Raw genomic sequence first — 23581 nt, forward strand, 5'->3', positions numbered from 1 at the left:
GCTTCCGGGGCTTTTTATTATCCTGATCAGGCTGGCCGGCGGATCTGCTCTGCCGCCTCAAGGACGAGCGGGCGGAAGCCGTCGCCGCCGGTTTCCAGGATCTCGAAGAACTGCTTTCGCATGCGCGGTTCCCAGAAATCATTGATATGCGAGGCCAAACCGGCAAGGCCCTCGGCATGCGGCTTGGTTTCCATGAACCTTGCGATCTGGTTGGCCATATAGACGAGCTTGTCAGGGGACATCGGCGGTCTCTGCGAGGGGATGGGGGGCCGGATCGAGAGTGATCCGCCCGGGGTGGGTGTAAAGATCGAAGCCCTCGCCGCGGGCAAGGGCAACGAGCGTGATGTCTGCAGCCTCCGCCGCCTCGATGGCCGCCAATGTCGGCGCCGAGACGGCCAGGATGGCGGGCGCGCCGAGGGCAGCGCACTTCTGCACCATGTCGAGCGAGATGCGCGAGGTGAGGACGACCGCGCCATTGACCGGCTCGCCCGGGATCACGGTCCCAGCGCCGACCAGCGCACCGATGAGCTTGTCGAGCGCATTGTGCCGCCCGACATCCTCACGCACACAGACGAGCCCCTTGCCGTCCTGCCAGAAGCCGGCGGCATGCACAGCGCGCGTCATGTCATGCAGCGGCTGGTGCTGCGTCAGCGACGTCATCGCCTCGGCAATGTCCTGGCGGCTCAGGCGCAGCGGACTGGGCGGAACGGGGTCCAGATGCCGTTTCGCCTCTTCGAGGCTGTCGAGACCGCAAAGGCCGCAGCCGACGGGGCCGGTCATGCTGCGCCGCCGCGCCATGAGCCTGCTGCCGGCCTCGTCCTTCAGCCAGATCCTGAGGTCGATGCCTGCCTCGGTGTCGACAGACTCGATCTCGCGGATGTCTTCAGGCGTTGCGATGCCCTCGCTCAGCGAGAAGCCGAGCGCAAAGTCGGTGAGGTCCGCAGGTGTTGCCATCATCACGGCCTGCGTCGTGCCGTTGTAGCCGATCGCCACGGGCACTTCCGCCGGCAGGAGGGCGTCCTCCTGCCGGGCCGTTCCCGCCCGCACGCGCAGGCGCAGCCGGGGCGCTGCGGTGGCGAGGCTCATGGCGCGGTCCAGGCTCCTGTGCCCATGCCGATCACTCCGCCGCCGGCAGGATGCGCCGCGACAGTTCGGCCTGTGCCGCATAGTCCTCCTGCCAGGCGCTCGGCCCGTTGGAGGGAGCCACCTGCACCGCCGTCACCTTGTACTCCGGACAGTTGGTCGCCCAGTCGGAGAAGTCCGTGGTGATGACGTTCGCCTGGGTCGTCGGGTGGTGGAAGGTGGTGTAGACCACGCCCGGAGACACGCGCTCGGTGATCTTCGCGCGCAAGGTCGTCTCGCCGGAGCGGCTGGCCAGCCGCACCCAGTCGCCGTCCTTGAGGCCGCGGTTTTCCGCGTCATGCGGATGGATCTCCAACACGTCTTCCTCGTGCCAGACGGTGTTGGCCGTGCGCCGTGTCTGCGCACCCACATTGTACTGGCTGAGAATGCGGCCGGTGGTGAGCAACAGCGGGAAGCGCGGGCCGGTGCGCTCGTCCGTTGCGACATATTCGGTGCGGATGAACTTGCCCTTGCCACGCACGAAGCCGTCGATGTGCATCAAGGGCGTGCCTTCCGGGTTCTTCTCGTTGCAGGGCCACTGCACCGAGCCCAGTTCCTCCAGCCGCTCGTAGCTGACGCCGGCGAAGGACGGCGTCGTCAGCGAGATTTCCGCCATGATCTCAGACGGATGCCGATAGGTCCAGTTCGCCCCCATGGCATTGGCCAGCATCTGGGTGATCTCCCAGTCGGCATAGCCGTTCTTCGGCGCCATCACCTTGCGCACGCGGTTGATGCGGCGTTCGGCATTGGTGAAGGTGCCGTCCTTTTCCAGGAAGGTCGAGCCCGGCAGGAACACATGGGCGTAGTTGGCGGTCTCGTTCAGGAACAGGTCATGCACGATGACGCAGTCCATGGCGGCAAGACCGGCCGCGACGTGCTTGGTGTCCGGATCGGACTGGAGAATGTCCTCGCCCTGGCAGTAGAGGCCCTTGAACGTGCCTTCGACGGCCGCGTCCAGCATGTTGGGGATGCGCAGGCCCGGTTCCTTGTCCAGTTCCACGCCCCACAGGCTCTCGAAAATCTCGCGCACATGATCGTTCTTCACATGGCGGTAGCCGGGCAGCTCGTGCGGGAACGAGCCCATGTCGCAGGAGCCCTGCACGTTGTTCTGACCGCGCAGCGGGTTCACGCCGACGCCCTTGCGGCCGATGTTGCCGGTCATCATGGCAAGGTTGGCAATGCCGATGACCGTGGTGGACCCTTGCGAATGCTCGGTCACGCCGAGGCCGTAATAGATCGCCCCGTTGCCGCCACGGGCATAGAGCCTTGCGGCTGCCCGCAGCTCCTCGGCCGGCACGCCGGTAAGGTCAGCCGTCGCTTCCGGGCTGTGGCGCGGATCGGCGATGAACTCGGCATAGTCCTGGAACTCGTCCCAGTCGCAGCGTTCGCGGATGAAGGCTTCGTCGAAGAGGCCCTCGGTGACGATCGTGTGCGCGATCGCCGAGATGACGGCGACATTGGTGCCCGGCTTCAGCTGCAGGTGATGCGCAGCCTTGATATGCGGCGACTGCACCAGATCGATGCGGCGCGGATCGATCACGATCAGCTTGGCCCCCTTGCGCAGACGCTTCTTCAGGCGGCTGGCGAACACCGGGTGTCCGTCCGTCGGGTTCGCGCCCATGACGATGACCACGTCGGTGTGCTCGACGCTGTCGAAGTCCTGCGTGCCGGCCGAGGTGCCGAAGGTCTGGCCAAGGCCATAGCCGGTGGGCGAATGGCAGACGCGGGCGCAGGTGTCGGTGTTGTTGTTGCGGAAGACCGCGCGCGTCAGCTTCTGGACGAGGTAGGTCTCCTCGTTGGTGCAACGGGAGGAGGTGATGACACCGACCGACTGGCGGCCATGTTTGGCCTGGATCGCCTTCATCCGGCCGGCGGCAAAGCTCAGCGCCTCGTCCCAGGAGACTTCGCGCCAGGGATCGGTGATCGCCTCGCGGATCATCGGCTTCAGGATCCGGTCCTTGTGCTGGGCATAGCCCCAGGCGAAGCGGCCCTTGACGCAGCTGTGGCCCCGGTTCGCCTTGCCGTCCTTGTAGGGCACCATGCGCACCAGCTCGTCGCCGCGCATTTCCGCCTTGAAGGAACAGCCGACGCCGCAATAGGCGCAGGTGGTGACCACGGCCCGCTCCGGCGTGCCGATCTCGATCACGCTCTTTTCCTGCAGCGTCGCCGTCGGGCAGGCCTGCACGCAGGCGCCGCAGGACACGCAGTCGGAGGAGAGGAACGTGTCGCCCATCATGCCGGCCGAAACCCGGCTGTCGAAGCCGCGGCCTTCGATGGTCAGGGCGAAGGTGCCCTGGACTTCCTCGCAGGCGCGCACGCAGCGCGAGCAGACGATGCATTTCGACGGGTCATAAGTGAAATACGGGTTGCTCTCGTCCTTGGCCAGCCACTGCGGATTGACGTTGCCGCGGCGTTGCGGGCGCGGAAATGGGTGTCCACGGCCTCATAGCGCACATCACGCAGGCCCAGGGCCCCGGCCATATCCTGAAGCTCGCAGTCGCCATTGGCCGCGCAGGTCAGGCAGTCGAGCGGGTGATCGGAGATGTAAAGCTCCATCACGCCCTTGCGCAGGTCCTTGAGCTTGCCAGTCTGGGTGTGGACGACCATGCCGGGCGCGACCGGCGTGGTGCAGGAGGCGGGCGTGCCCGCACGGCCTTCGATCTCGACAAGGCAGAGGCGGCAGGAGCCGAAGGCATCCAGCATGTCGGTGGCGCAGAGCTTGGGCACGGAAATGCCGGCCTCCGACGCCGCCCGCATCACGGATGTGCCTTCCGGCACGCTGACCTCGAAACCGTCGACGGTCAGGGTGATCATCTTTTCGGACCGGGCGGCCGGGGTGCCGAAGTCGCGGTCAAGCAAACGGGAGTCCTTCATTCTGCGGCCTCCTTCATTCTGTCAAAGTCAGCGGGGAAGTGGGTGAGGGCGCTCATGACCGGGTAGGGGGTGAACCCGCCGAGGGCGCAGAGCGAGCCGGACTTCATCGTGCTGCAAAGGCTTTCGAGCAGCGGGATGGCCGCGGCGTCACCGCGGGCGATCCGGTCCACCGTCTCGACGCCGCGCACGGCGCCGATGCGGCAGGGCGTGCACTTGCCGCAGGATTCGATGGCGCAGAACTCCATGGCGAAGCGAGCCTGGGCCAGCATGTCCACCGTGTCGTCGAAGACGACAACGCCCGCATGGCCGATGAGACCGCCGGCGGCGGCAAAGGCCTCGTAGTCGAAGATCGTGTCGAAGAGGGCCGGGGGGAAATAGGCCCCGAGCGGCCCGCCGACCTGCACGGCCTTCACCGGGCGGCCGGAGATTGTGCCGCCGCCAATGTCGTTGACGAGCTCTCCCAGCGTCAGCCCGAAGGCGGTCTCGTAAAGGCCGCCGTGCTTCAGGTTGCCGGCCAGCTGGATCGGGATCGTGCCATGCGAGCGGCCAACACCGAAGTCGCGGTAGAACTGCGCGCCCCGGTCCATGATGACCGGAACAGAGGCCAGCGACATGACGTTGTTGACGACCGTCGGCTTGCCGAAGAGGCCCTCCAGCGCGGGAAGCGGCGGCTTGGCGCGGACGATGCCGCGCTTGCCTTCCAGGCTGTTGAGCAGCGAGGTTTCCTCGCCGCAGACGTAAGCGCCCGCGCCGACGCGCACTTCCATGTCGAAGGCATGGGAGGAGCCCAGCACGGACTCGCCCAGGATGCCTTCGCGCCGGGCGATCGCGATCGCGTCCTGCATGATGGCGATGGCGTGGGGATATTCGGAGCGGGTGTAGATGTAGCCCCTGGTCGCGCCGACCGCGATGGCGGCAATCGCCATGCCCTCGATCAGCACGAAGGGATCGCCTTCCATGATCATCCGGTCGGCGAAGGTGCCGCTGTCGCCTTCGTCGGCGTTGCAGACGATGTATTTCTGGTCTGCCTTCGCGTCGGCGACGGTCTTCCACTTGATGCCGGTCGGGAAGCCCGCACCGCCGCGGCCACGCAGGCCGCTGTCAGTGACCTGCTTCACGATCTCGGCCGGGGTCATTGCAACGGCGGCTTCCAGACCCTTCAGGCCCTTGTAGTGGCGGTAGTCCTCGAGCGACAGCGGATCGGTGACGCCGCAACGGGCAAAGGTCAGCCGGGTCTGGCCCTTCAGGAAGGGGATCTCGGCGGTCACGCCGTGGGCGAGCCTGTGGTCACCACCCGTCAGGAAGCCTGCGTCGAACAGGGACGGCACGTCGGAGGCCTTCACCGGGCCATAGGCGACGCGGCCCTTGTCGGTGCGCACCTCGACCAGCGTTTCCAGCCAGAGCATGCCGCGCGAGCCATTGCGGATGATGGTGACATCGAGATTGCGGGCAGACGCTTCGCGCTCGATGGCCGCCGCCACCTTGTCGGCGCCGACCGCCAGGGCCGCTGCATCGCGGGGAACGAAGACGGTCCACGCTCATTTGCCGATCCCTCCCAGCATCTCGTCGACGCCGTCGTCGTCCAGGCGGGCGAACAGCTCGCCGTCCAGCATCGCGGCCGGCGACTGGGCGCAAAGACCGAGGCAATAGACCGGCTCCAGCGTTACCGCGCCGTCGGTGGTGGTGCCGTGCCAGTCGATCCCGAGCCGGCGCTTGAGTTTGTCGGCCAGTGCGTCCATGCCCATGGACTGGCAGGCCTCGGCCCGGCAGACCTTCAGGACGTGACGGCCGGCAGGCTCTGCCCGGAAATCATGATAGAAGCTCATGACACCATGCACTTCGGCGCGCGACAGGTTGAGCCCGTCTGCGATCACCGGCAGCGCTTCCTGAGGGACAAAACCGAAGGCCTCCTGCACAGCGTGCAAGATGGGAAGCAGCGGGCCTTCGAGGGGTTCATGTGCCGTCACGATCTCGCGCGTGGTCGCACGAATCGTGTCGGCTGAAAAATGTGCCGACATAAGCGTCTCCTCTCCAGACTGCACTTTGAGCCTGTGCGTCGCTTTGTTCAATTTCGTCAAATCGTTGGCCGATAGGTTCGCTCTATCGTGCCGTCCATCATCAAGCTGTGCCGGACCCGGCGCGTTTGCGGGCCATCGCTTCGGCCAGATCGATCAGAGCCTGCAGCATCGGCGTATGCGGATCCCGCTGGGCGACCACCAGGCCGACCTGCTGGCCGGATTTTGGCGCGTCCTCTGGGGCATCCTCTGGCGCACCAGCGACAATGGGAACGGCGGCGAGTTCACGCTGGGTCACGAAGTGATCGGCAAGCTTGGCCGGAACCACCGACATCCACCGGCCGGTCTGTACATGTGAGACCAGCACGATGATGGAATTGGATTCCACCATCGGCGCGGAGGCGGCGCCCGCGGCGGTCAGATGCCGGTCAACGATGCGCCGGTTCTGCATGTCGCTCGACAACAGGCACAGCGGCTGCTGCCCAACTTCGGTCCAGGTCAGGCATGGTCTCTGTGCCAGCGGCGTGTCGGCCCGCATCAGGAGACAATACGTCTCCAGATACAGCGGGCGGACCTCAACGCGGCGCGACGGCGCCGTGTCGAGGTAAGTGATGCCAGCGTCCAGTTCCAGCCGTTCGATCTGCTCGAGGATCTCGGCCGATGTCCGCGACAGGATCGAGACGCGCACCTTCGGGTGCTTCTCCGTGAAAGGAGCTACCAGATCCACCACCATCGGCAGCGCCGTCGGAATGACGCCGAGCCTCAGGTTGCCCGACAGACCTGACCGTGCCGTCCGCATGTCCGCCTTCAGGGCTCTCGCGTCAGCCACGATCCTGAGAGCCCAGTCCAGCGCCCGCTCGCCTTCCGGCGTCAGTCCCTGATAGCGCGAGCCACGATGGATCAGCTGCACGCCAAGCTGGTCCTCGAGCTGTTTCATGGCCGAGGACAGGGTCGGTTGCGTCACGCCGATCACCTCGGCCGCGCGGCCGAAGTGCTTCTCGTTGGCGAGCGCAATGAACATTTCCAGCTTGTCGATCATCTGGGCACCGGTTGTCTGGCCGTCAGGGACGGGAGAGGGGCCGATGATAGGTCACCGGTCCCTTCCAGATTGCTGATTCCGTCAGCTTAGCCTTTGAAAAGCACTGCTGTCTTTTCCAGCGTGATCCAGACGCCCCAGAGGATCGGCACGCCGACCACGGCCCAGGCGATGGCGGCGGGAAGGTCGAGCCCGCCCTTGCCGATGCCGAAGGAGCCATGGGTAATGCTGGCGTCGGCCGAACGGGCCTTGGCCTGCAGGCTGGCAACCTCTTCATTGGACATGAACCACTTCTTGTCCAATGGCCGGACAAGCGCATTGGCGATCAGGCCAACCACCAGCATGCCGCACAGGATGTACATGGTGAAGTCATAGACCTGGGCGCGGGGGATGCCGGCCGCGATCTGGGCTTCACGGATGTAGTTCACGACGACCGGTCCGAGGATGCCCGCAGTCGCCCAGGCGGTCAGCAGACGGCCGTGGATCGCACCGACGAACTGGGTGCCGAAGATGTCGGCGAGATAGGCCGGGATCGTTGCGAAGCCGCCGCCGTACATCGACAGGATGATGCAGAAGATCGACACGAACAGCAGCTGGCTGCCCATCTGCGCCGCCGTCGGGGCGAGGGCGTAGAGAACGATGCCGAGAATGAAGAACGTGAAGTAGGTGTTCTTGCGTCCGATCTTGTCCGAGAGCGAAGCCCAGAAGAACCGCCCCGCAATGTTGAACAGCGACAGGAGCCCGGTGAAGCCGGCTGCGATGGCCGCGATGGCTGCCTTCTGCTCCGTCGACAGGTCGGTGAAGGTCAGCTCCGGCAGGCCGATGAGTTTGCCGGAGAAGATCTCCTGCAGCATCGGGGATGCCATGCCGATCACGCCGATGCCGGCGGAGACGTTCATGCACAGGACGATCCAGATCATCCAGAACTGCGGCGTCTTGTGTGCGTCGCGCAGGTGGACGTGGTGCTGGGTGATCATGGACGTCGTCTTGTTCTGCGGCGGGGTCCAGCCCTCGGGACGCCAGCCGGCCGGCGGCAGGCGGTAGCCGAAGGCACCGGCCATCATGAAGACGAAATAGATCGCCGCCATGACCACGAAGGTTTCCCAAACGCCGACGCTTTCCGGCGTCGCGAATGTGCGCATCAGCCGGTCCGCCAGCGGCGCACCGATCATCGCGCCGCCGCCAAAGCCCATGATCGCCATGCCGGTTGCCATGCCGCGCCGGTCGGGGAACCACTTGATCAGCGTGGACACCGGCGAAATGTAGCCAAGGCCAAGACCGACGCCACCGATGACGCCCGCGCCGAGCCACATCAGCCACAGCTGATGCGTCGCAACACCGATGGCAGCCAGCAGGATGCCGCCACACCAGCACAGGGCCGAGACGACACCGGCCTTGCGCGGGCCGGCCTTTTCCAGCCAGCCACCCCAGATCGCGGCCGAGCTGCCCAGAAGGACGAAGAACAGGGTGTAGATCCAGCCGAGGTCGGCCACGCGCCAGTCGCAGCTGGTGGTGAACAGGGCGCCCATCAGGCTCATGCCGTTGCAGCTGACGGACTTGTCGATGCCAATGGCACGGGTCAGCGGCAGCCAGAACACGCTGAAGCCGTAGGCCATGCCAATGCAAAGATGGATGGCAAGCGCCGCCGGCGGGACCAACCAGCGATTGAAGCCGGGTTTTGCGATGATGCGTTCGCGGTCGAGCAGCCCTGGCTCGCCAGCGCCGCTAAATGTATCTGCCGTTGTCGACATGTGGTTCCTCCCGTGAGCCCCTGACGGGGTGAGTGGGCAGGAGTTCCGGTTCGCGCGCAGCCACGTCTTCGTCGTGCCATCCGGAGCCGCCCGTTTCCTCCCGGCGGGCTCCATCGGCGAACCTTGTCCTCTTCCCGGCAAAGCATTTGCGAGGATCGTGCCAAGTCTAGGACACGTGACTTATCAATCATTTGGTAAGCATGTTCGCCCGCCGTCAGACAGTTTGTCCGTCTTGGTGCGACAAGTTGTCCGTAAAAATGCTCATCTTGCTTCGGGCAAGAGGATCACGAACCTCGTTCCCGATGCATCGCTGCGATCCAGCCGGATGTTGCCACCTTGGCGGCCGAGGAGGGTCTGGCAGATCGACAGGCCGAGGCCTGTCCCCTTTGGCCGGTTGTCCGGCCCCTGGGCGGCGCGGGTGGTGAAGAAGGGATCGAAGATCCGCTCTCGTATGTCGTCCGGAATGCCCCCGCCGGTGTCCTGAACGGAAATCTCGACCTGTGGCTCGTCCTTTTCATCGGTATCGCGGCAGGCAAGGGTCAGCTTTCCGCCGTCCGGCATGGCATGCAGGGCGTTGACGATGAGGTTGATCAGCACCTGCTGCAGCTCTGTCCGGTTCATCAGCACTTGCCGCGTTGTCTGGCAGTCGATGACGACCTCGATCTCGGCCTTGCTGAGGAGGTGCTGTACCAGGGGCAGACAGTCATGGATGGCGTCTGCGGGATAGGTCCGCTCGGTCCAGCCGGCATATTCCTCCGGTCTGGCAAATTGCAGCAGGCGGGTGACGATCTGGTTGATCCGGTGCACCTGCTCGTCAAGCAGGCGGAATTCGGTCGCCGCATCGTCGGCGCGCGCGCCCATCACCTCGCGCAGGACATCAAGGTTTCCTTGGATCACCGCGACCGGATTGTTGATTTCATGCGCAACCCCCGCCGTGATTTCGCCGATGGCAGCGAGCTTTTCGGACAGGATCAGCTGCCGCGTCGTTGCCTCCAGCGCCCTGTTGGCGTCCTCAAGGTCCCGCGTGCGGTCGGCGACCCGCTGGTTCAGCTCGTCGTTCCAGCGCCTGAGATCGCGGTCGCGCTCCTGGACGAGGTCGAGCAGATGATCAAGGTGGCCGGCGACGCGGCCGATCTCGTCCTCGCTGGCGGTAACGCCCGTCCTTGCACCTAGATCGCCGGCTTCCACCTTGGCGATCGTGCCCGTCATCCGTTCCAGCGGCCGGAAGATCGCATGTGCCCAACGCAGGAAGACCGGAACAGAGATGGCCAGGATCAACCCGACGGCAACAAGGGCAAGGATCAGTGTGCTTTGCTTGGCCGCCGTGAAGGGCGCCTGCAGGAAACCGACATAGAGCATGCCGACGCGGGCGCCCCGGCTGTCAAGGATCGGCTCATAGGCGGAGATGTACCAGTCGTTGACCACGAAGGCGCTGGCCCGCCACACTTGCCCTTCACCCAGCACGGTGCGCTGAACCGCATCAGACACCCTTGTGCCAAGCGCCCGCCGCCCCTCGAACAGGCGCACATTGGTGCTGATGCGCACATCGCCGAGGAACAGGGTCGCGGTGCCTTCGCTGCCCTGCGGCAGGCTGCCCTCCTGGTAGACAAGATCGTTGATCGTGTCGATGAAGGGCAGGTTCTGGTTCAGCAACAACCCGCCAACAAGCGCGCCCTGCCGTCCACCGGGCAACAGCACCGGCGTCGCGCTCTGGATGACCATGCCGCGATCCTCGACCGTCCGCTCGCTTGGTGCGGCATTCGGGGTCGGTACGAGTTCGATCCTTGCCCGGGCGGCGAGCCCGTCGCCGAGTGCGGCAAGATCGTCTGCCCCCAATATGTCGATGGCTGTGCGCGGCAGGCCGTTGAGCGCCGTGCGCACAACGGGGGACCCGGTGGGCGGTGCTGCAAGATCCGGCGCGCTTGCGGCAATGAGCGTCCCGAGATCGTCGATGACGTAGAGAAAATCGAGCCGCAGCTCGCCCTTGGCCCGGCTCAGCAGCGCGGGCAGGGTGCCGGTGCCGGCCTGGTCCTGAAAGCGTGCGGACTGGCCAAGAGCCGTCACCCGCTCGCCGGTGGTTTCCAGGATGCGGCCGAGATACTGCCGCGCCACGGTCAGGTCACTGCTGACCTTGGCGATCAGCAACTCGTCAAACTTGCCACTCCAGCGCAGCATGAGCGCGCCGGCCACCAGGGGCAGCAGCACCAGCGTCGGCAGCAGGGCAATGGCGAGCAGCCGGTAGCGGATCGACCGGCTCGGTCGAGGCGCAGATCCCTTTGGGGACGCAGCATCGGAGGTGGGGTCAGCTGACATGCCAGTCCTGACAGCGCCGGTCGATGGTCTTGCGCGAGATGCCAAGCTTCGCGGCGGCGGCATCCCGGTCGCCGCCACAGGCTGCCAGCGTCGACAGGATCAGGCGGCGTTCCATGCCGGCCAGGGTCTCGTCGTCGGCCGTGTCGGCCGCTGTGTTGGCGGCTGTGTTGGCGGATGATGCGCTGCTGGGCAGCCCCTGCGTCGCCTGTGCCAGAAAATCCGGGGCGAAGCGACCCAGGATCAGGCTGCGCTCGATGAGATTGCGCAGCTCCCGCACATTGCCTGGCCAGGAATAGGCGGCAAGCGCGGCCCGCACCTCGGAGGTAATTGCAACGGGGGGCATGCCAAGCTGCTGCGACAGCTTTGCCATGAACAGGTCTGCGAGATCCTGTACATCCGTGCCACGATCCTTCAGCGGCGGCATGTGGATGGCGACGATGTTCAGCCGGTAGAACAGGTCGGCGCGGAAGCGTCCGTCCGCGACGGCCCGCGCCAGATCCACGTTGGTGGCAAAGACCAGCCGGATGTCGACCGGGATCTCGCGCTCCGTACCCAGCGGGCGGACCTTCCGGTCCTCCAGCACCCGCAGGAGCTTGCTTTGCGTGGCCAGTGGCAACTCGCCGATCTCGTCGAGAAACAGCGTTCCGCCGCGGGCATGCTGGAACAGACCTTCACGCGCGCCGGATGCGCCGGTGAAGGCGCCCTTGACGTGGCCGAACAGTTCGCTCTCCACCATGTCGGCGGGGATCGCCGCGCAGTTCACCGGTACGAAGGGCTTGTCCGCCCGTTCCGACAGGTCATGCAGCATCCGTGCGGCGACTTCCTTGCCGGTGCCGGATTCCCCCGTCAGCAGCACGGTCGAGGGTAGGGGAGCAACCCGGGCCAGCGTCGCCCGGACCTCGCGGATGGGAAGGGAGTTGCCGATCAGCTTGTCGCGCAACAGGATCAGGTCGGAACTTGCGCGCAGCTCATGCCGCAGGACCGTGTTTTCCCGCTGCAGTCGCGAGCGCTCGACGCAGCGCGCCACCGCATTGAGGATCTGGTTCGAGCGGAACGGTTTCAGCACGAAGTCGGCCGCGCCCGCCTGCAGTGCCTGGATCGCCGTCTCCAGATCTGCATAAGCCGTGATCAGGATTGCAGCGGGAAAAAAGCCCGTGTCGTTCTGCTCCGCCAGCCAGTCGACGCCGCGCTTGCCCGACAGGATGTTGTCGAGGATCACCACATCGAAATGCGCCCCTTCCAGCAGGGTGGCGGCCTCTTGCGTGTCTGAGGCCAGTTCCACCGAGCGGCAGCGCGGGCGCAAGGTCCGGTCCAGAAAGTGCCGCATGCCCGGTTCGTCGTCGACGACCAGAATGGAAGCTTCGCGCAGGATCCGGTCAAGATTGCTCAGGGGCTCCGCATCGGTGACGCGGCTGGCAGTGTGCATGTCTCATCCCTCCCGGGCCTTTCGGCCCCGCCGGCAGGGCTGTCTGTTGCAGCGTTAGTCGGCCAGGGGCCCCTGTGTCACAAACCGGCAAGGTTCCAGCCTTGCAAACCTGACGCGCAAGAGCAAGGGCAACGCTCTGGTGTTCGGGAGGCTCACCGGCCGATTGTGATGAGATCTGTCGGCAGGCGGTTCATGTTCTCCGCCCCGGTTTTGGTGATCAGATACTGGTTTTCGAGGATGAACCCGCCGAGACCGGTGAGATACCAGGGGCATTCGAAGGCGAGCACCATGCCTGGTTCGGCGATCACGTCGCTGTCGGCGGCAATGAACGGCCATTCCTCGCTGCCAAGGCTGGCACCCAGTCCATGACCGAAATGCCCACGGCTGAACTCGGGGAATCCGGCGGCATGGATTGCAGCGGTTGCGGCCCGGTGGATCTCTTTCAGCGGGGTGCCAGGCCGAAGCAGCGCTTCGCCGGCGGCAAAGCCTGCGGCCAGCGCTTCATGCGCACGCCGCGCATCATCCGATGGTGCGCCGAAGACAAAGGTGCGGCCAGTGTCGGACGTATAGCCGTTGATCAGGCACCCGACGTCGACCTTGACGATATCGCCTTCCGTCGCGGTTGCTTCGCCGCCCCACGGGTCCTTGCCCACGGAGACATAGTCCCAGGTGCCGGTGAGCGCTGCACCGGGGCTTGCTGCCTTGACCGCATCGATCCAGAGCGCTGCGATCTCCCGGCGGCTCATGCCGGTTCTCGCATTGTCGCGCATGGCCGAAATGCCACGTTCAGAGAGTTCGACCGCCTGCCGCAGCCAGCTGATTTCGTCGGGCGTCTTGATCATTTTCAGCCGCGCGGCGATGTCGCTGCCGTCTTCCAGACGGTAGTCCTTGAACACAGCCTGAAGGTCGGGAAGGTCTCTGGCGGAAATGGCGGACAATTCGACCGAGATGCGGCTGCCCGGGCCGATGCCGCGTTCGGCCAGCGCGGCAATGACGTGCTGGTAGCACAGACTGGCGTCAAACGTCGTCGGGCGGGTGAAGTGAGCACTGCGTCCTGCGATCCGGTTGGCGAATGCAACGCGGGCTGCAAGGTCTCCCTCGGCATCTGCATCAAGGTCCGTCGTCTCGACCCAGAGCGGGGTGGTTCTGAGATCGGCGATCGGGCTTGCTGCCCGGAAGGCCGGTGCAAACAGGTCGCTTGCCACCGCCATTTCGGGAATGGACGCATCGGCAGGAACGAGCACCGCCACCGCGCCAGCCCTGCGCCACATTGTGCCAACGCCGGCAGGAGCACCTGTCGCATGGCGGAAGCTCTCTGGCGACAGCAGCAGCAGGGCATCAAAGCCTGCGTCAGCCATCAGGCGTTCGGCGCGAAGTCGGTCGAGGGCGGGCATGGGCATCTGATCCTTCAGAAAGACGCCTTCGGTGTTCTGAACCCTGGGCTCCGTGTCAATGACGCGGAGCCCTTTTCCCGGTCATTTCACCGCGCCGGCGGTCATGCCGTTGATGAACTGGCGCGACAGGATGATGTAGATGAGGATGATCGGGGCAGCCGACAGGGTCAGCCCGGCAAAGAGCACGCCCCAGTCGGTGGTGTATTCGCCCATGAAGGTGGTCAGCCCCTGCGGCAGGGTCTTCAGGTGATCCGACTGGATGAAGATCAGCGGGAAGAAGAAGTCATTCCAGATCGGCACCACGTTCTGGATCCCGGCGATCACCATCGCTGGCCTGACCAAAGGCAGCATGATCGACCACATGATGCGGGCTTCGCTGGCCCCGTCCATGCGCGCGGCATCCTCCAGCTCGTTCGGCAGGGTGCGGATGAAGCCCGTCATGATGAAGACCGTCGTCGGCAGGCCCATGGCGACATAAATGATGACCAGTGCAGCCTGCGTGTTGAGCACGCCAAGGTCCCGCATCAGCACGAACAACGGAATGATCGCGAGTTTCAGCGGCAGGGTGAGCCCGGCGACGAAGAACATCAGCACGAAACCGGAGCCTGTGAACTGGTAGCGCGCGATCGCATAGGCCGCCATCGTGCCGAGCGTCAGGATGAGCAGCAGCGACGTTCCGGTGACGATGGCCGAGTTGATTAGGTAGCGCAGGAAGTTCGTTTCGGTCCAGATCTTGGCGATGTTCGACAGGTTCGTGAAATCGGGCAGGGCAAACGGCGTCTGGAAGATCTGCGGATTGGTCTTGAAGGCCGAAAAGATCATCAGGACGATCGGCGCCAGCATGATGAACGTGTTGGCGATCAGGATGATCTGGATCAGCCCGTCGCGGCCCAGACGTCCGACGAGACCGCTGCGGTCGCTATAGGCCATGGCAGAGGCGCTCATAGCTGGATCTCCCGTTTGCGCAGATACATGGTGAGGAAGCCGGCCACCACGGCGATGAAGAGGAAGATGAGCACGGCAAGCGCGCTGCCGGTGCCGAAGTCCTGCGCGCCGCCGGACTGGTTGCCGAAGGCGGTGCGGTAGAAATAGAGGCCCAGCACATCCGTGGCGCCATGCGGCGAGCCATCAAGCCCGGCCATGACATAGGGCAGCTCGAACCAGTTGAAGGCGCCGACGAAGAGCAGGGTAAAGACCACCGTGGCGCTGGGCGCGACCAGCGGCCAGACTATCTTCGACACCTTCACCCACTCGCTCTGGGTTTCCATCCGCACCGCATCGAGGATCTCGCCTGGAATGCGCTGCATGCCGGCGAGGAACACGAGGGTGGGGAAACCGACCATGTGCCAGGCATTGGCGATGATCAGCGCCATCAGCGCGGTGGAATCATCGCCGAGCCAGGGCATGGCGAGCCCGCCGAGGCCGACGGCGCGCAGTGAAATGTTCACGACGCCGAAGAGCGGGTGCAGGAACAGCTTGAACAGGAAGCCGACGATGATCGTCGACAGCACCACCGGCAGGAACACGGCGATGCGGTGAAACCGCGCGCCAGGCAGCTCGCGCCACAGGCAATAGGCCAGCACGAAGCCGATCCCGTTCTGCAGCACCATCAGCGCGAAGAACACGAAGACGTTGTGCAGGAAGGCGTTGATGGTCCAGGTGGCATAGGGCTCCTGGAACAGCACCTTGTGGAAGTTGGCGAACCAGACGAACTCGCCCCGCGCCAGCCCCTTCCATTCGAAGAACGCGTAGGCGAAGGCCGACAGGATCGGATAGACGACAAACAGGGCAACGAAGGCCAGAGGCGGCACGATCAGGGCGGCGATCCAGAGCCTGCGGCCGGTGAGCGGCGATCCGAACATCTTGAGGGTCTCGTGGGGAAGGGGTGCCGGAGAGGCGGCTCCGGGCGAAATGCCGCCCGGAGCCATGACGGATTACTTCTTGAACGGGGCGTACCAGTTGGCCAGACCCGTGGTCAGTGCCTTGCCGACCTCGTCCGGGGTCGCCTTGTCGGCGAGAAGCTTCTGCACTTCACCCTGCAGCAGCACCGAGCCGGACGGTTCGCCGAAGCGGAAATGCACCAGCATGATGTAGGGGATCGCGTTCTTGTTGAGCTCTGCAACCTCGGCCAGCAGCGGGTCATCGAAGGTGACGCCCGGAACGGTCGAGATGTTGCGCAGGCCATTGGCGAAAGCCTGGCCATATTCCTTCGAGGCAACGTAGTTCAGGAACTTCAGTGCCGCTTCCGGATGCTTGGTCTTGGCATTGGCCGCGTAGCCGCCGTCAATGAACAGGCCGACGAGCGCGTCATCCTCGACGGTCTTGCCCGGTGCGGCGAAGACGCCAAGCTTCAGGTTCGGGTTCTGCTTGGCGAAATTGGCCAGCTCGAACGAGCCACCGGCAAACATGCCCGCCATGCCCGAGGTGAAGAGCTGCTGCGACGACGGGTAGTCGAGGCCGATGAAGCCGTCCGGGAAATAGGCCGACATTTCCTTGAGCTTCGCCAGCGCCTCGATATAGCGCGGATCGGTGAAGTCTGCCTTGCCGGCCATCAGGTCTTCATAGAAGCCCTTGCCCATGATCGAGGAGCCGAGCGCGGAGACGATCGTCTCGTTCTGCCAGGCCGTTGCTGTGCCGTTGGCGAAGGGCATCAGGCCTGCGGCCTTGAGCTTCTCGGCAGCAGCCTTCAGTTCGTCGTAGGTCTTGGGCTCGGCAATGCCGTTCTTGTCGAAGAGCTCCTTGTTGTAGATCACCAGCATGGTCTGGCTGGCAAAGGGCACGCCGTAGAGCGTCTTGTCGGAGCGCATCGTCTGGGCGTTCAGCGCCGCCGGCGTGAAGTTCGCCAGCGCCGGGATCTTCGTGGTGTCGAGCGCCATCAGGTGGCCGGCGCTTGCGACAGTCTCAAGGCCGCCATAGGCGCGCGACATGAACAGGTCCGGACCGGTCCCGCCGGCCAGCGCCGTCGACAGGATGGTGTTGTAGTTCGCCGCCTCGAAGGCTTCGAACTTGACGGTGATGCCCGGGTTCTGTGCTTCGAAGGTGTCGATGAACTTTTCGTACTGGGCCTTGTCTTCCTGGCGCCAGCTCCAGAACGTCAGTTCCTGAGCCATGACGGGCAGGGCCATCAGCAGGGCGCCGAGCGCGGCTGTGGTGCGGATGAATGTCTTTCTCATCTGTTCCTCTCTTGCTTGCTTTGGTTCTTGGGGAGGCCGGCTCTCTGGCGTGCGAGCAGGCGTCAGGTTCAGGCGGGCAGGCGCTCGCCTGAGGTTCGGTTGAAGACATGCGCCTTGCCGGGGACGAGATCGATGCGGACATCCTCCTCCGGGGCCGGACGCGTGTCGGGGCTGCAACGGATGCTCACCAGCGTGCCTTCGCTCAGGCGCGCGTAAACATAGGCGTTGTCGCCGAGATACTCGGTGTAGACGACCTTGGCTGCCAGGCCCGTGGCGGCATTGGCGGGACGCAGGATCAATCCGTCCGGCCGCACACCCAGCGTCAGCTCGCGCTCATCGCCAGCAATTTGCATGCCCGCGTCCACCGCGCCGGAGCCCGCAAGACCAAGCTGCGAGCCATCCCGCGTCACCGGCAGCAGCGCCATGCGCGGCGAGCCGATGAAGGTGGCAACAAAGGTGTTGGCCGGGGTCTCGTAAAGCTCGCGCGGCGTGCCGAACTGTTCGATCCGCCCCTGGTTCATGACGACGATGCGGTCAGCGAGGGTCATCGCCTCGACCTGATCATGCGTGACATAGATCGTGGTGCCGCCGATGTCGCGGTGCAGCTTGGCGATCTCGAGCCGCACGTCGGAGCGCAGTGCCGCATCGAGGTTCGACAGGGGCTCGTCCAGCAGCAGCAACTCGGGTTTGCGCACCAGGGCCCGGCCAATGGCGACGCGCTGGCGCTGGCCACCGGAGAGTTCGCGCGGCTTGCGCTGCATCAAGGGTTCCAGCCGCAGCATGCGGGCGGCATCGGCAATGCGCGCTTCAACCTCGGCCTTGGTCAGGCCCATCAGCCGCGCGCCGAAGGCCATGTTCTCGTAGACATCCATGTGCGGATAGAGCGCATAGGACTGGAACACCATGGCGATGCCGCGCCGGGAGGGCGCCACATCATTCATGCGGCGGCCATTGAGCAGGAAGTCGCCGTCGCTGATCGGGTCAAGCCCGGCAATCAGCCGGAGCAGGGTCGACTTGCCGCAGCCCGAAGGCCCGACGAACACGATCAGTTCGCCGTGGCTGATTTCCAGATCAATGCCATGCAGCACCTCCAGTGCCTTGAACCGCTTCCTGATGCCCCTGAGGGAGAGTTGCGCCATCTCGTCTTGCTCCGGCCAAGCGGCCCTTCATGTGTCGTTTGATCAGTGGCGGGTGCCGGCGGCCGGCTCGTCGGCGGGGTCGGCCTCGTCCGGCAGGCCCAGCAGGTCGGCGACGGCAGCAATCGTGTCGCCGGGCGAGACATGCAGCAGTGAATCGGTCCAGCCCAGGTCCCGTGCCGCGTCGATGTTTTCGGCAGTGTCGTCGATGAAGATGATCCGGCGGTCTTGAGCTGCTTCCGCCTCGACCAGGCTCCGGTAGATCGCCGGATCCGGCTTTTCCTGATGAAGTACATGCGACAGGTAATCCGCATGGAACAGGTCAGGTCCGAGCAATGTGTGCGACACCCGCCGCCAGTGGATGGCCTGCGTGTTCGACAGGCAGACAACGCGGAAATGCCGTTTCAGAACGCGGACAAACCCGACCATTTCGGGATTGACGCCTGCGATGTAGGCGTCTTCGGCGGCCAGGATCGTTTGGGGTGAAACCTCAAAGTGGGCCGACAGTGCCGCCAGATAGGCAGGCTCGTCGACCAGGCCGAGCCGGAAGTCGCGCATCAGGTCGCGGGGCAGGGAGGTGAAATCGGGACGTCCCGCACCGGCCTTGCGACCGGCGACAAGGGCCGCGTCCCGCGCAGCCGGATCGAGCTCGATCAGCACGCCGCCGACATCGAACACGAACAGGACATCAGCCTTGTTCATCTCCCGCTTCTCCCAACCCGGCTCCCCCGGCAACGCCAGTCAGGTCCATGCCTTTCCGGTCGTTGGTCTCAGGCTGGTTCGCGGCGGCAGGCCTGCCGTCCGTCGATCCAGTTTGGAATATTAAATTCCAACATTCCGGCGTTGTAAAGAATTATTAATTATTTTTGTGCGGTCCGATGTGGTCTCCTGCGGCGGTCACGAAACACCGCAGGAGTGGGGCAAACGGCCGGGCGACACGCGGTCACTCCCGGCTGGCCACCATGTGACCCGCGCCAATGTCCAGGAGCGCCAGCCGCTTCGGGCCTTGGCCGACCGGATAGACCGGGCTCGGAATTTCGCCTGCCAGACGCGGGAAAGCATGCCGTTTGGCGGCCGGATCGGGCTGCGGCACGGCGGCAATCAGGCGCTGGGTGTAGGGGTGATGCGGGCTTGAGAACACCTGGTCCCGGCTGCCGGTTTCCATCATCTGGCCGAGATACATCACGGCAAGGCGGTCCGAGATATTCTCCACAACAGCCATGTCATGGGAAATGAACAGATAGGACAGGTGGAACTCGTCCTGCAGATCCTTCAGCAGCTGCAGCACCTTGGCCTGGACCGAGACATCGAGGGCGGCAATGCTCTCGTCGGCAATGATCAGCTTCGGCTTCAGTGACAGAGCCCGCGCGATGCAGATGCGCTGGCGTTGGCCGCCAGAGAATTCATGCGGGTAGCGCTCCGCATGAGACGGGTCGAGGCCGACCCGCTCGAACAGATGCGTCACCATGTCCTGCCGCTCGCGCGCTGTGCCAATGCCGTGGATCAGCATCGGTTCGGCCACCAGGTCGCCCACGCGCATGCGCGGATCAAGCGAGGCATAGGGGTCCTGGAAGATCATCTGGATGTCGCGCTGTACGGCCTTTCGCGCCGCGCCGCTCAAGCCGTCGATGCGTTTGCCGTCCAGCGTGACCTTGCCCTCGAAGGGGACAAGCCCGGTCAGCGCCTTGGCAATCGTCGACTTGCCGCAGCCGGATTCGCCGACGAGGGAGAAGGTTTCGCCGCGCCGGATCGTGAAGCTGACGCCTTCCACCGCATGCACACGGTGGGTCTTGCGCCCCAGCAGGCCACCCTTCAGATCAAACCCGACCTTCAGGTCTTCCACGACCAGCAAAGGGGGCTGCGGTGCTGCAGGCTGAACCGGAAGGCCAGCGGCCGCTGCCGCCGCTTGCCCTGCGCCCATGCGCGGCACGGCGGCCAGCAACGCTCTCGTATAGTCGGCTTTTGGCGTGGCAAACAGGTCGGTCGTCGCACCGGTTTCAACCATCTTGCCACGCTGCATGACGATGACGCGGTCGGCCATTTCGGCAACGACGCCCATGTCATGGGTGATCAGGATGATGCTGGTGCCGAAGTCGCGTTTCAGATCGCGCAGGAGTTCGAGAATCTCGCCCTGCACGGTGACATCCAGCGCCGTTGTCGGCTCGTCGGCAATGAGAACATCGGGGCGCAGGGCCAGCGCCATGGCGATCATGACGCGCTGGCGCATGCCGCCGGACAATTCATGCGGATACTGGCTGAGGCGCCGCTCGGCCTGGGGAATGCGCACGGCAGACAGCGCCTCGACCGCCCGCGTCCGCGCCGCCCGGCGGGACAGGTCCGTGTGGGTCTCGATGGCTTCGGTCAGCTGCCGGCCGATGGTCAGGACCGGGTTGAGCGAGGTCATCGGCTCCTGGAAGATCATGGCGATCCGGTCGCCGCGCAGCCGCTCCATCACCCGTTCCGGTGCGGTGGCAAGATCGGTTGTCCCGAAAGCGATGGAACCTGCGGTGATCGACACGGCCGGTTTCGGCAGCAGGCCCATGATCGCCAGCGATGTCATCGACTTGCCGGACCCGGATTCCCCGGCGATGCAAAGGGTTTCCCCGCGCGCAAGGTCAAAGCTCAGGTCGCTGACCAGCGGGAGCATTCCACCAGCACTGCGGGCGCTGATGGTCAGGTTGCGCAGGCTGAGCACCGGGACCGGGGATGCCTCTGGCGCCGGAGCGCCAGAGGATAGGCTGGAGGGAGCCGGAGCGGTCATTCGAGCACGCACCGGGGGAAGTAGAACGACACGACCCAGTTCGGCATGTCGACGATCTCGCTGATCCTGAGGTCGCCGCAGGTCGAGACCAGCATGTAGGCGTCGACCGGGTTCATGTTGTAGCGTGCGGACAGGAGGTCGATCATGTTCGACACGGCTGCCCTTGCGCCCTCCATGAGATCGGGACCGATGCCGGTCGTCACCTCGTAGCCCTTGGCATCGAGGTGGCGCGTGACCGGCCCCGGCGTCGTGAAGCGCGGCGTCTTGAGGTTGGCGCCTTTCACCAGATCGAGCTTCAGCACCACGTCCATCGGGCTTTCGATGGCGGTTCCGCAGACTTCGCCATCCCCCTGGGCTGCATGGGTGTCGCCGACGGAGAACAGCGCGCCGGCCACTTCGATCGGCAGATACAGCTCGGTACCGGCCGCCAGATCACGGATGTCGAGATTGCCGCCGACCCGGCGCGGTGGCACGACCGAGTGGAGGCCAGCTTCCGCCGGTGCGTTGCCGATGGTGCCGCAGAACGGCTTCAGCGGCACCCGGCCATGGTTGCCGAACAGCGCCGGTTCCAGCGTTTCCGGATTGTATTTCCAGATATGCAGCGCCGGGTCCTTGAACTGGTCCGCCAGCAGCCCGAAGCCCGGAATGTTTGCGGTCCAGCCGAAGCCGGAGGGCTTGAAGCTGTCGATGGTCACCTTCAGCGCATCGCCCGGTTCTGCCCCTTCAACGTAGATGGGGCCGGAGACCGGGTTGATCTTGCCGAAGTCGAGGCGGCCGAGATCGTCAAGGGTGCTCGACGGGCCAAGCTGGCCCGCCGAACTGTCATGGCAGTGGAACAGGATCGTCGATCCCGGTTCGACGCGGGCGGCCGGGACAAGCGAGTTGTCCCAGCCAAAGTGATGCTGCGCGCCGTGGATGGTGTAATTGCACTTATTGCACATCGGTCACATACACATAGTCGTAGTTGACGGGGATCGAGACCGGGTCGACGTAGAGCGCATCCGCGCCGCCCATGCGCTCCGACTTCATCGTGAAGCGCTGTTCGTTGAACACCGGAACCCAGGGGGCGTCGGCCATCACCTTGCCGTAGATCTGGCTCCACAGGGCGTTGCGCTCTGCGGCCTTGGCGGGATCGGCCATGGAATCTGCCTGTGCGGCCAGCTTGTCGAGATCCTCGTTGCAGTACCAGGACCAGTTCCAGCCGCCCTGGACCGCGCCGGCGCAGCCAAGGATCGGGCCGTAGAAGTTGGACGGATCCGGGAAGTCGGCGATCCAGGCCATGCCGCCGGACCAGATCATCGGTGCCTGATCCTTTTCGCCGCCGGCCGCGATCACGTTGGCCTGGGCGAGCGACTGGATCGAGGCCTTGATGCCGATGGCGGCCAGATCCTGCTGGATTGCCTGGGCGATGCGCGGGTTCGGGTCGGTGTTCATGACGAACAGCTCGGTCTCGAACCCGTCCTTCAGTCCGGCGCTGGCCAGAAGCTCCTTGGCCTTGGCCTGATCGAAGGCATAGCCCTCGTAGGACTTGTCATAGCCCGGCATCGACGGCGGCAGCGGCTGGTTGGCCGGAACGGCGCGGTTGTTGATGATCTGGGTGATGCGCTTCTTGTTGATCGCCATGTTGACCGCCTGGCGCACCTCGACCTTGTCGAACGGAGCGATGGTCACATTCATGGTGATGTAGCCGGTGTGCAGCTGACCGCCTTCGATGACGCGGGCCTTCTGGGCCGGATCGGCCATCACCTCGGCAAACTTGGCTGGCGGAATGCCGTCACCCGGCACATCGACTTCGCCCTTCTGCAGACGCAACAGGGCAACGATCGGCTCCTGGCCGATCTCGAAGGTGATCTGGTCTAGATAGGGCAGGCCCGGACGCCAGAAGTCCTTGTTGCGCTCGAACACGACACGCTGGCCAAGCGTCCATTCGGCAAGCTTGAACGCGCCCGTGCCCACCGGCTTGCGACCGAAGTCGGCCCCGGCGGCGTCGACGGCTTCCTTGGCCACGACGGAGGCAAAGTTCAGCGCCATGACATGCAGGAAGGTTGCATCCGGGCGGCTCAGCTCGATCTTCACCGTCTGCGGGTCGACAACCGTCACGCCCGCAAGTGTCTCGGCCGAGCCGGACGAGATCGCGTCATAGCCCTTGATGGAGCCGAAGAAACCGGCACCCGGGCTCTGCGTCTTCGGGTTGGTGACGCGGTCGAGGGAATATTTGACGTCCTCGGCGGTCATCACGCGGCCATTGTGGAACTTCACGCCCTGGCGCAGCTTGAACACATAGGTCATGCCATCGGCTGAGGCTTCGTAGCTTTCCGCAAGGCCGGGGCGCAGGTTGGTGGTGCCCGGCTCATAGTCCATCAGGCCATCGAACAGGCTCTTGATCATCGACCAGTTCTGCCAGTCGTACCCGATGGCCGGATCGAGCGTTGCCACGTCGTCCTTGTAGGTGATGACGATGCCGCCGCCCTGCTTGGCGTTCGGGTCAAGGCCGGTCTCGGCGGCCACAACGGGCAGGCTCGACATCAGCGCGGCAAGTGCCACACCGGCGACGGTGGATTTCAGAAATCGCTTCATTCC

Annotated in this window: 17 protein-coding genes and 1 pseudogene; all 18 read right to left on the reverse strand. The window is 64.8% G+C overall.

Annotation, left to right across the window (positions count from 1 at the left end):
• Positions 1-26 precede the first annotated feature (26 nt).
• Positions 27-242 (reverse strand): formate dehydrogenase subunit delta, encoded by a 216-nt coding sequence (locus OVA12_RS08760; RefSeq protein WP_268136346.1) that lies wholly within the window; start codon positions 240-242, stop codon positions 27-29.
• A complete protein-coding gene (fdhD, locus tag OVA12_RS08765; protein ID WP_268136348.1) occupies positions 232-1086 on the reverse strand; it encodes a formate dehydrogenase accessory sulfurtransferase FdhD in 855 nt (284 codons plus the stop codon). The genes OVA12_RS08760 and fdhD overlap by 11 nt, the downstream gene beginning before the upstream one ends.
• Before the next feature lie 31 nt (positions 1087-1117).
• A pseudogene (fdhF, locus tag OVA12_RS08770) lies at positions 1118-3996 on the reverse strand (formate dehydrogenase subunit alpha).
• On the reverse strand, positions 3993-5477 hold the full coding sequence (locus OVA12_RS08775; protein ID WP_268136350.1) for a formate dehydrogenase beta subunit: 1485 nt from the start codon (positions 5475-5477) through the stop codon (positions 3993-3995). Before OVA12_RS08775 ends, fdhF begins: the two are co-directional and overlap by 4 nt.
• Before the next feature lie 57 nt (positions 5478-5534).
• A complete protein-coding gene (locus OVA12_RS08780) occupies positions 5535-6014 on the reverse strand; it encodes a formate dehydrogenase subunit gamma (protein WP_268136352.1) in 480 nt (159 codons plus the stop codon).
• A 100-nt stretch (positions 6015-6114) separates the two neighbouring features.
• Positions 6115-7050 (reverse strand): LysR family transcriptional regulator, encoded by a 936-nt coding sequence (locus tag OVA12_RS08785; RefSeq protein ID WP_268136354.1) that lies wholly within the window; start codon positions 7048-7050, stop codon positions 6115-6117.
• An 86-nt stretch (positions 7051-7136) separates the two neighbouring features.
• A complete protein-coding gene (locus tag OVA12_RS08790) occupies positions 7137-8798 on the reverse strand; it encodes an OFA family MFS transporter (RefSeq protein ID WP_268136356.1) in 1662 nt (553 codons plus the stop codon).
• Between the two features lie 261 nt (positions 8799-9059).
• Complete coding sequence (locus OVA12_RS08795) at positions 9060-11111, reverse strand: sensor histidine kinase (protein ID WP_268136358.1); 2052 nt, start codon at positions 11109-11111, stop codon at positions 9060-9062.
• Positions 11101-12537: a sigma-54-dependent transcriptional regulator gene (locus OVA12_RS08800; RefSeq protein ID WP_268136360.1), complete on the reverse strand. Its 1437-nt coding sequence runs from the start codon at positions 12535-12537 to the stop codon at positions 11101-11103. Before OVA12_RS08800 ends, OVA12_RS08795 begins: the two co-directional genes overlap by 11 nt.
• A 152-nt stretch (positions 12538-12689) precedes the next feature.
• Positions 12690-13931 carry a M24 family metallopeptidase gene (locus OVA12_RS08805; protein WP_268136362.1) on the reverse strand — a complete coding sequence of 414 codons (1242 nt, stop codon included), beginning with the start codon at positions 13929-13931 and terminating at the stop codon, positions 12690-12692.
• Positions 13932-14012: 81 nt separating this feature from the next.
• Entirely contained in the window at positions 14013-14876 is an 864-nt protein-coding gene (locus OVA12_RS08810) for a carbohydrate ABC transporter permease (protein ID WP_268136364.1), read from the reverse strand.
• The gene (locus tag OVA12_RS08815) at positions 14873-15793 is read right to left on the reverse strand and encodes a carbohydrate ABC transporter permease (RefSeq protein ID WP_268136366.1); all 921 of its coding nucleotides are present in this window, start codon (positions 15791-15793) and stop codon (positions 14873-14875) included. Before OVA12_RS08815 ends, OVA12_RS08810 begins: the two co-directional genes overlap by 4 nt.
• Positions 15794-15865: 72 nt before the next feature.
• Positions 15866-17104 carry an extracellular solute-binding protein gene (locus tag OVA12_RS08820; protein WP_268136368.1) on the reverse strand — a complete coding sequence of 413 codons (1239 nt, stop codon included), beginning with the start codon at positions 17102-17104 and terminating at the stop codon, positions 15866-15868.
• A 68-nt stretch (positions 17105-17172) separates the two neighbouring features.
• A complete protein-coding gene (locus OVA12_RS08825) occupies positions 17173-18243 on the reverse strand; it encodes an ABC transporter ATP-binding protein (RefSeq protein ID WP_268136370.1) in 1071 nt (356 codons plus the stop codon).
• A 42-nt stretch (positions 18244-18285) separates the two neighbouring features.
• Positions 18286-18942 (reverse strand): HAD-IA family hydrolase, encoded by a 657-nt coding sequence (locus OVA12_RS08830; RefSeq protein ID WP_268136372.1) that lies wholly within the window; start codon positions 18940-18942, stop codon positions 18286-18288.
• 241 nt (positions 18943-19183) lie between these two features.
• Positions 19184-21001 carry an ABC transporter ATP-binding protein gene (locus OVA12_RS08835; protein WP_442793827.1) on the reverse strand — a complete coding sequence of 606 codons (1818 nt, stop codon included), beginning with the start codon at positions 20999-21001 and terminating at the stop codon, positions 19184-19186.
• Positions 20998-21942, reverse strand: coding sequence for an acetamidase/formamidase family protein (locus OVA12_RS08840; RefSeq protein ID WP_268136374.1), 945 nt, complete (start codon positions 21940-21942; stop codon positions 20998-21000). The genes OVA12_RS08835 and OVA12_RS08840 overlap by 4 nt, the downstream gene beginning before the upstream one ends.
• A complete protein-coding gene (locus tag OVA12_RS08845; protein WP_268136376.1) occupies positions 21932-23578 on the reverse strand; it encodes an ABC transporter substrate-binding protein in 1647 nt (548 codons plus the stop codon). The genes OVA12_RS08840 and OVA12_RS08845 overlap by 11 nt, the downstream gene beginning before the upstream one ends.
• Positions 23579-23581 lie beyond the last annotated feature (3 nt).

The sequence above is a fragment of the Pannonibacter sp. SL95 genome (assembly GCF_026672425.1).
Classification (GTDB): domain Bacteria; phylum Pseudomonadota; class Alphaproteobacteria; order Rhizobiales; family Stappiaceae; genus Pannonibacter.

Excerpts from the sequence above, each read along its gene's own strand:
- OVA12_RS08760 (WP_268136346.1), bottom strand. The coding sequence starts at position 242 with ATGTCCCCTGACAAGCTCGTCTATATGGCCAACCAGATCGCAAGGTTC.
- fdhD (WP_268136348.1), bottom strand. The coding sequence starts at position 1,086 with ATGAGCCTCGCCACCGCAGCGCCCCGGCTGCGCCTGCGCGTGCGGGCG.
- OVA12_RS08780 (WP_268136352.1), bottom strand. The coding sequence starts at position 6,014 with ATGTCGGCACATTTTTCAGCCGACACGATTCGTGCGACCACGCGCGAG.
- OVA12_RS08785 (WP_268136354.1), bottom strand. The coding sequence starts at position 7,050 with ATGATCGACAAGCTGGAAATGTTCATTGCGCTCGCCAACGAGAAGCAC.
- OVA12_RS08790 (WP_268136356.1), bottom strand. The coding sequence starts at position 8,798 with ATGTCGACAACGGCAGATACATTTAGCGGCGCTGGCGAGCCAGGGCTG.
- OVA12_RS08795 (WP_268136358.1), bottom strand. The coding sequence starts at position 11,111 with ATGTCAGCTGACCCCACCTCCGATGCTGCGTCCCCAAAGGGATCTGCG.
- OVA12_RS08800 (WP_268136360.1), bottom strand. The coding sequence starts at position 12,537 with ATGCACACTGCCAGCCGCGTCACCGATGCGGAGCCCCTGAGCAATCTT.
- OVA12_RS08805 (WP_268136362.1), bottom strand. The coding sequence starts at position 13,931 with ATGCCCGCCCTCGACCGACTTCGCGCCGAACGCCTGATGGCTGACGCA.
- OVA12_RS08810 (WP_268136364.1), bottom strand. The coding sequence starts at position 14,876 with ATGAGCGCCTCTGCCATGGCCTATAGCGACCGCAGCGGTCTCGTCGGA.
- OVA12_RS08815 (WP_268136366.1), bottom strand. The coding sequence starts at position 15,793 with ATGTTCGGATCGCCGCTCACCGGCCGCAGGCTCTGGATCGCCGCCCTG.
- OVA12_RS08820 (WP_268136368.1), bottom strand. The coding sequence starts at position 17,104 with ATGAGAAAGACATTCATCCGCACCACAGCCGCGCTCGGCGCCCTGCTG.
- OVA12_RS08825 (WP_268136370.1), bottom strand. The coding sequence starts at position 18,243 with ATGGCGCAACTCTCCCTCAGGGGCATCAGGAAGCGGTTCAAGGCACTG.
- OVA12_RS08830 (WP_268136372.1), bottom strand. The coding sequence starts at position 18,942 with ATGAACAAGGCTGATGTCCTGTTCGTGTTCGATGTCGGCGGCGTGCTG.
- OVA12_RS08835 (WP_442793827.1), bottom strand. The coding sequence starts at position 21,001 with ATGACCGCTCCGGCTCCCTCCAGCCTATCCTCTGGCGCTCCGGCGCCA.
- OVA12_RS08840 (WP_268136374.1), bottom strand. The coding sequence starts at position 21,942 with ATGTGCAATAAGTGCAATTACACCATCCACGGCGCGCAGCATCACTTT.
- OVA12_RS08845 (WP_268136376.1), bottom strand. The coding sequence starts at position 23,578 with ATGAAGCGATTTCTGAAATCCACCGTCGCCGGTGTGGCACTTGCCGCG.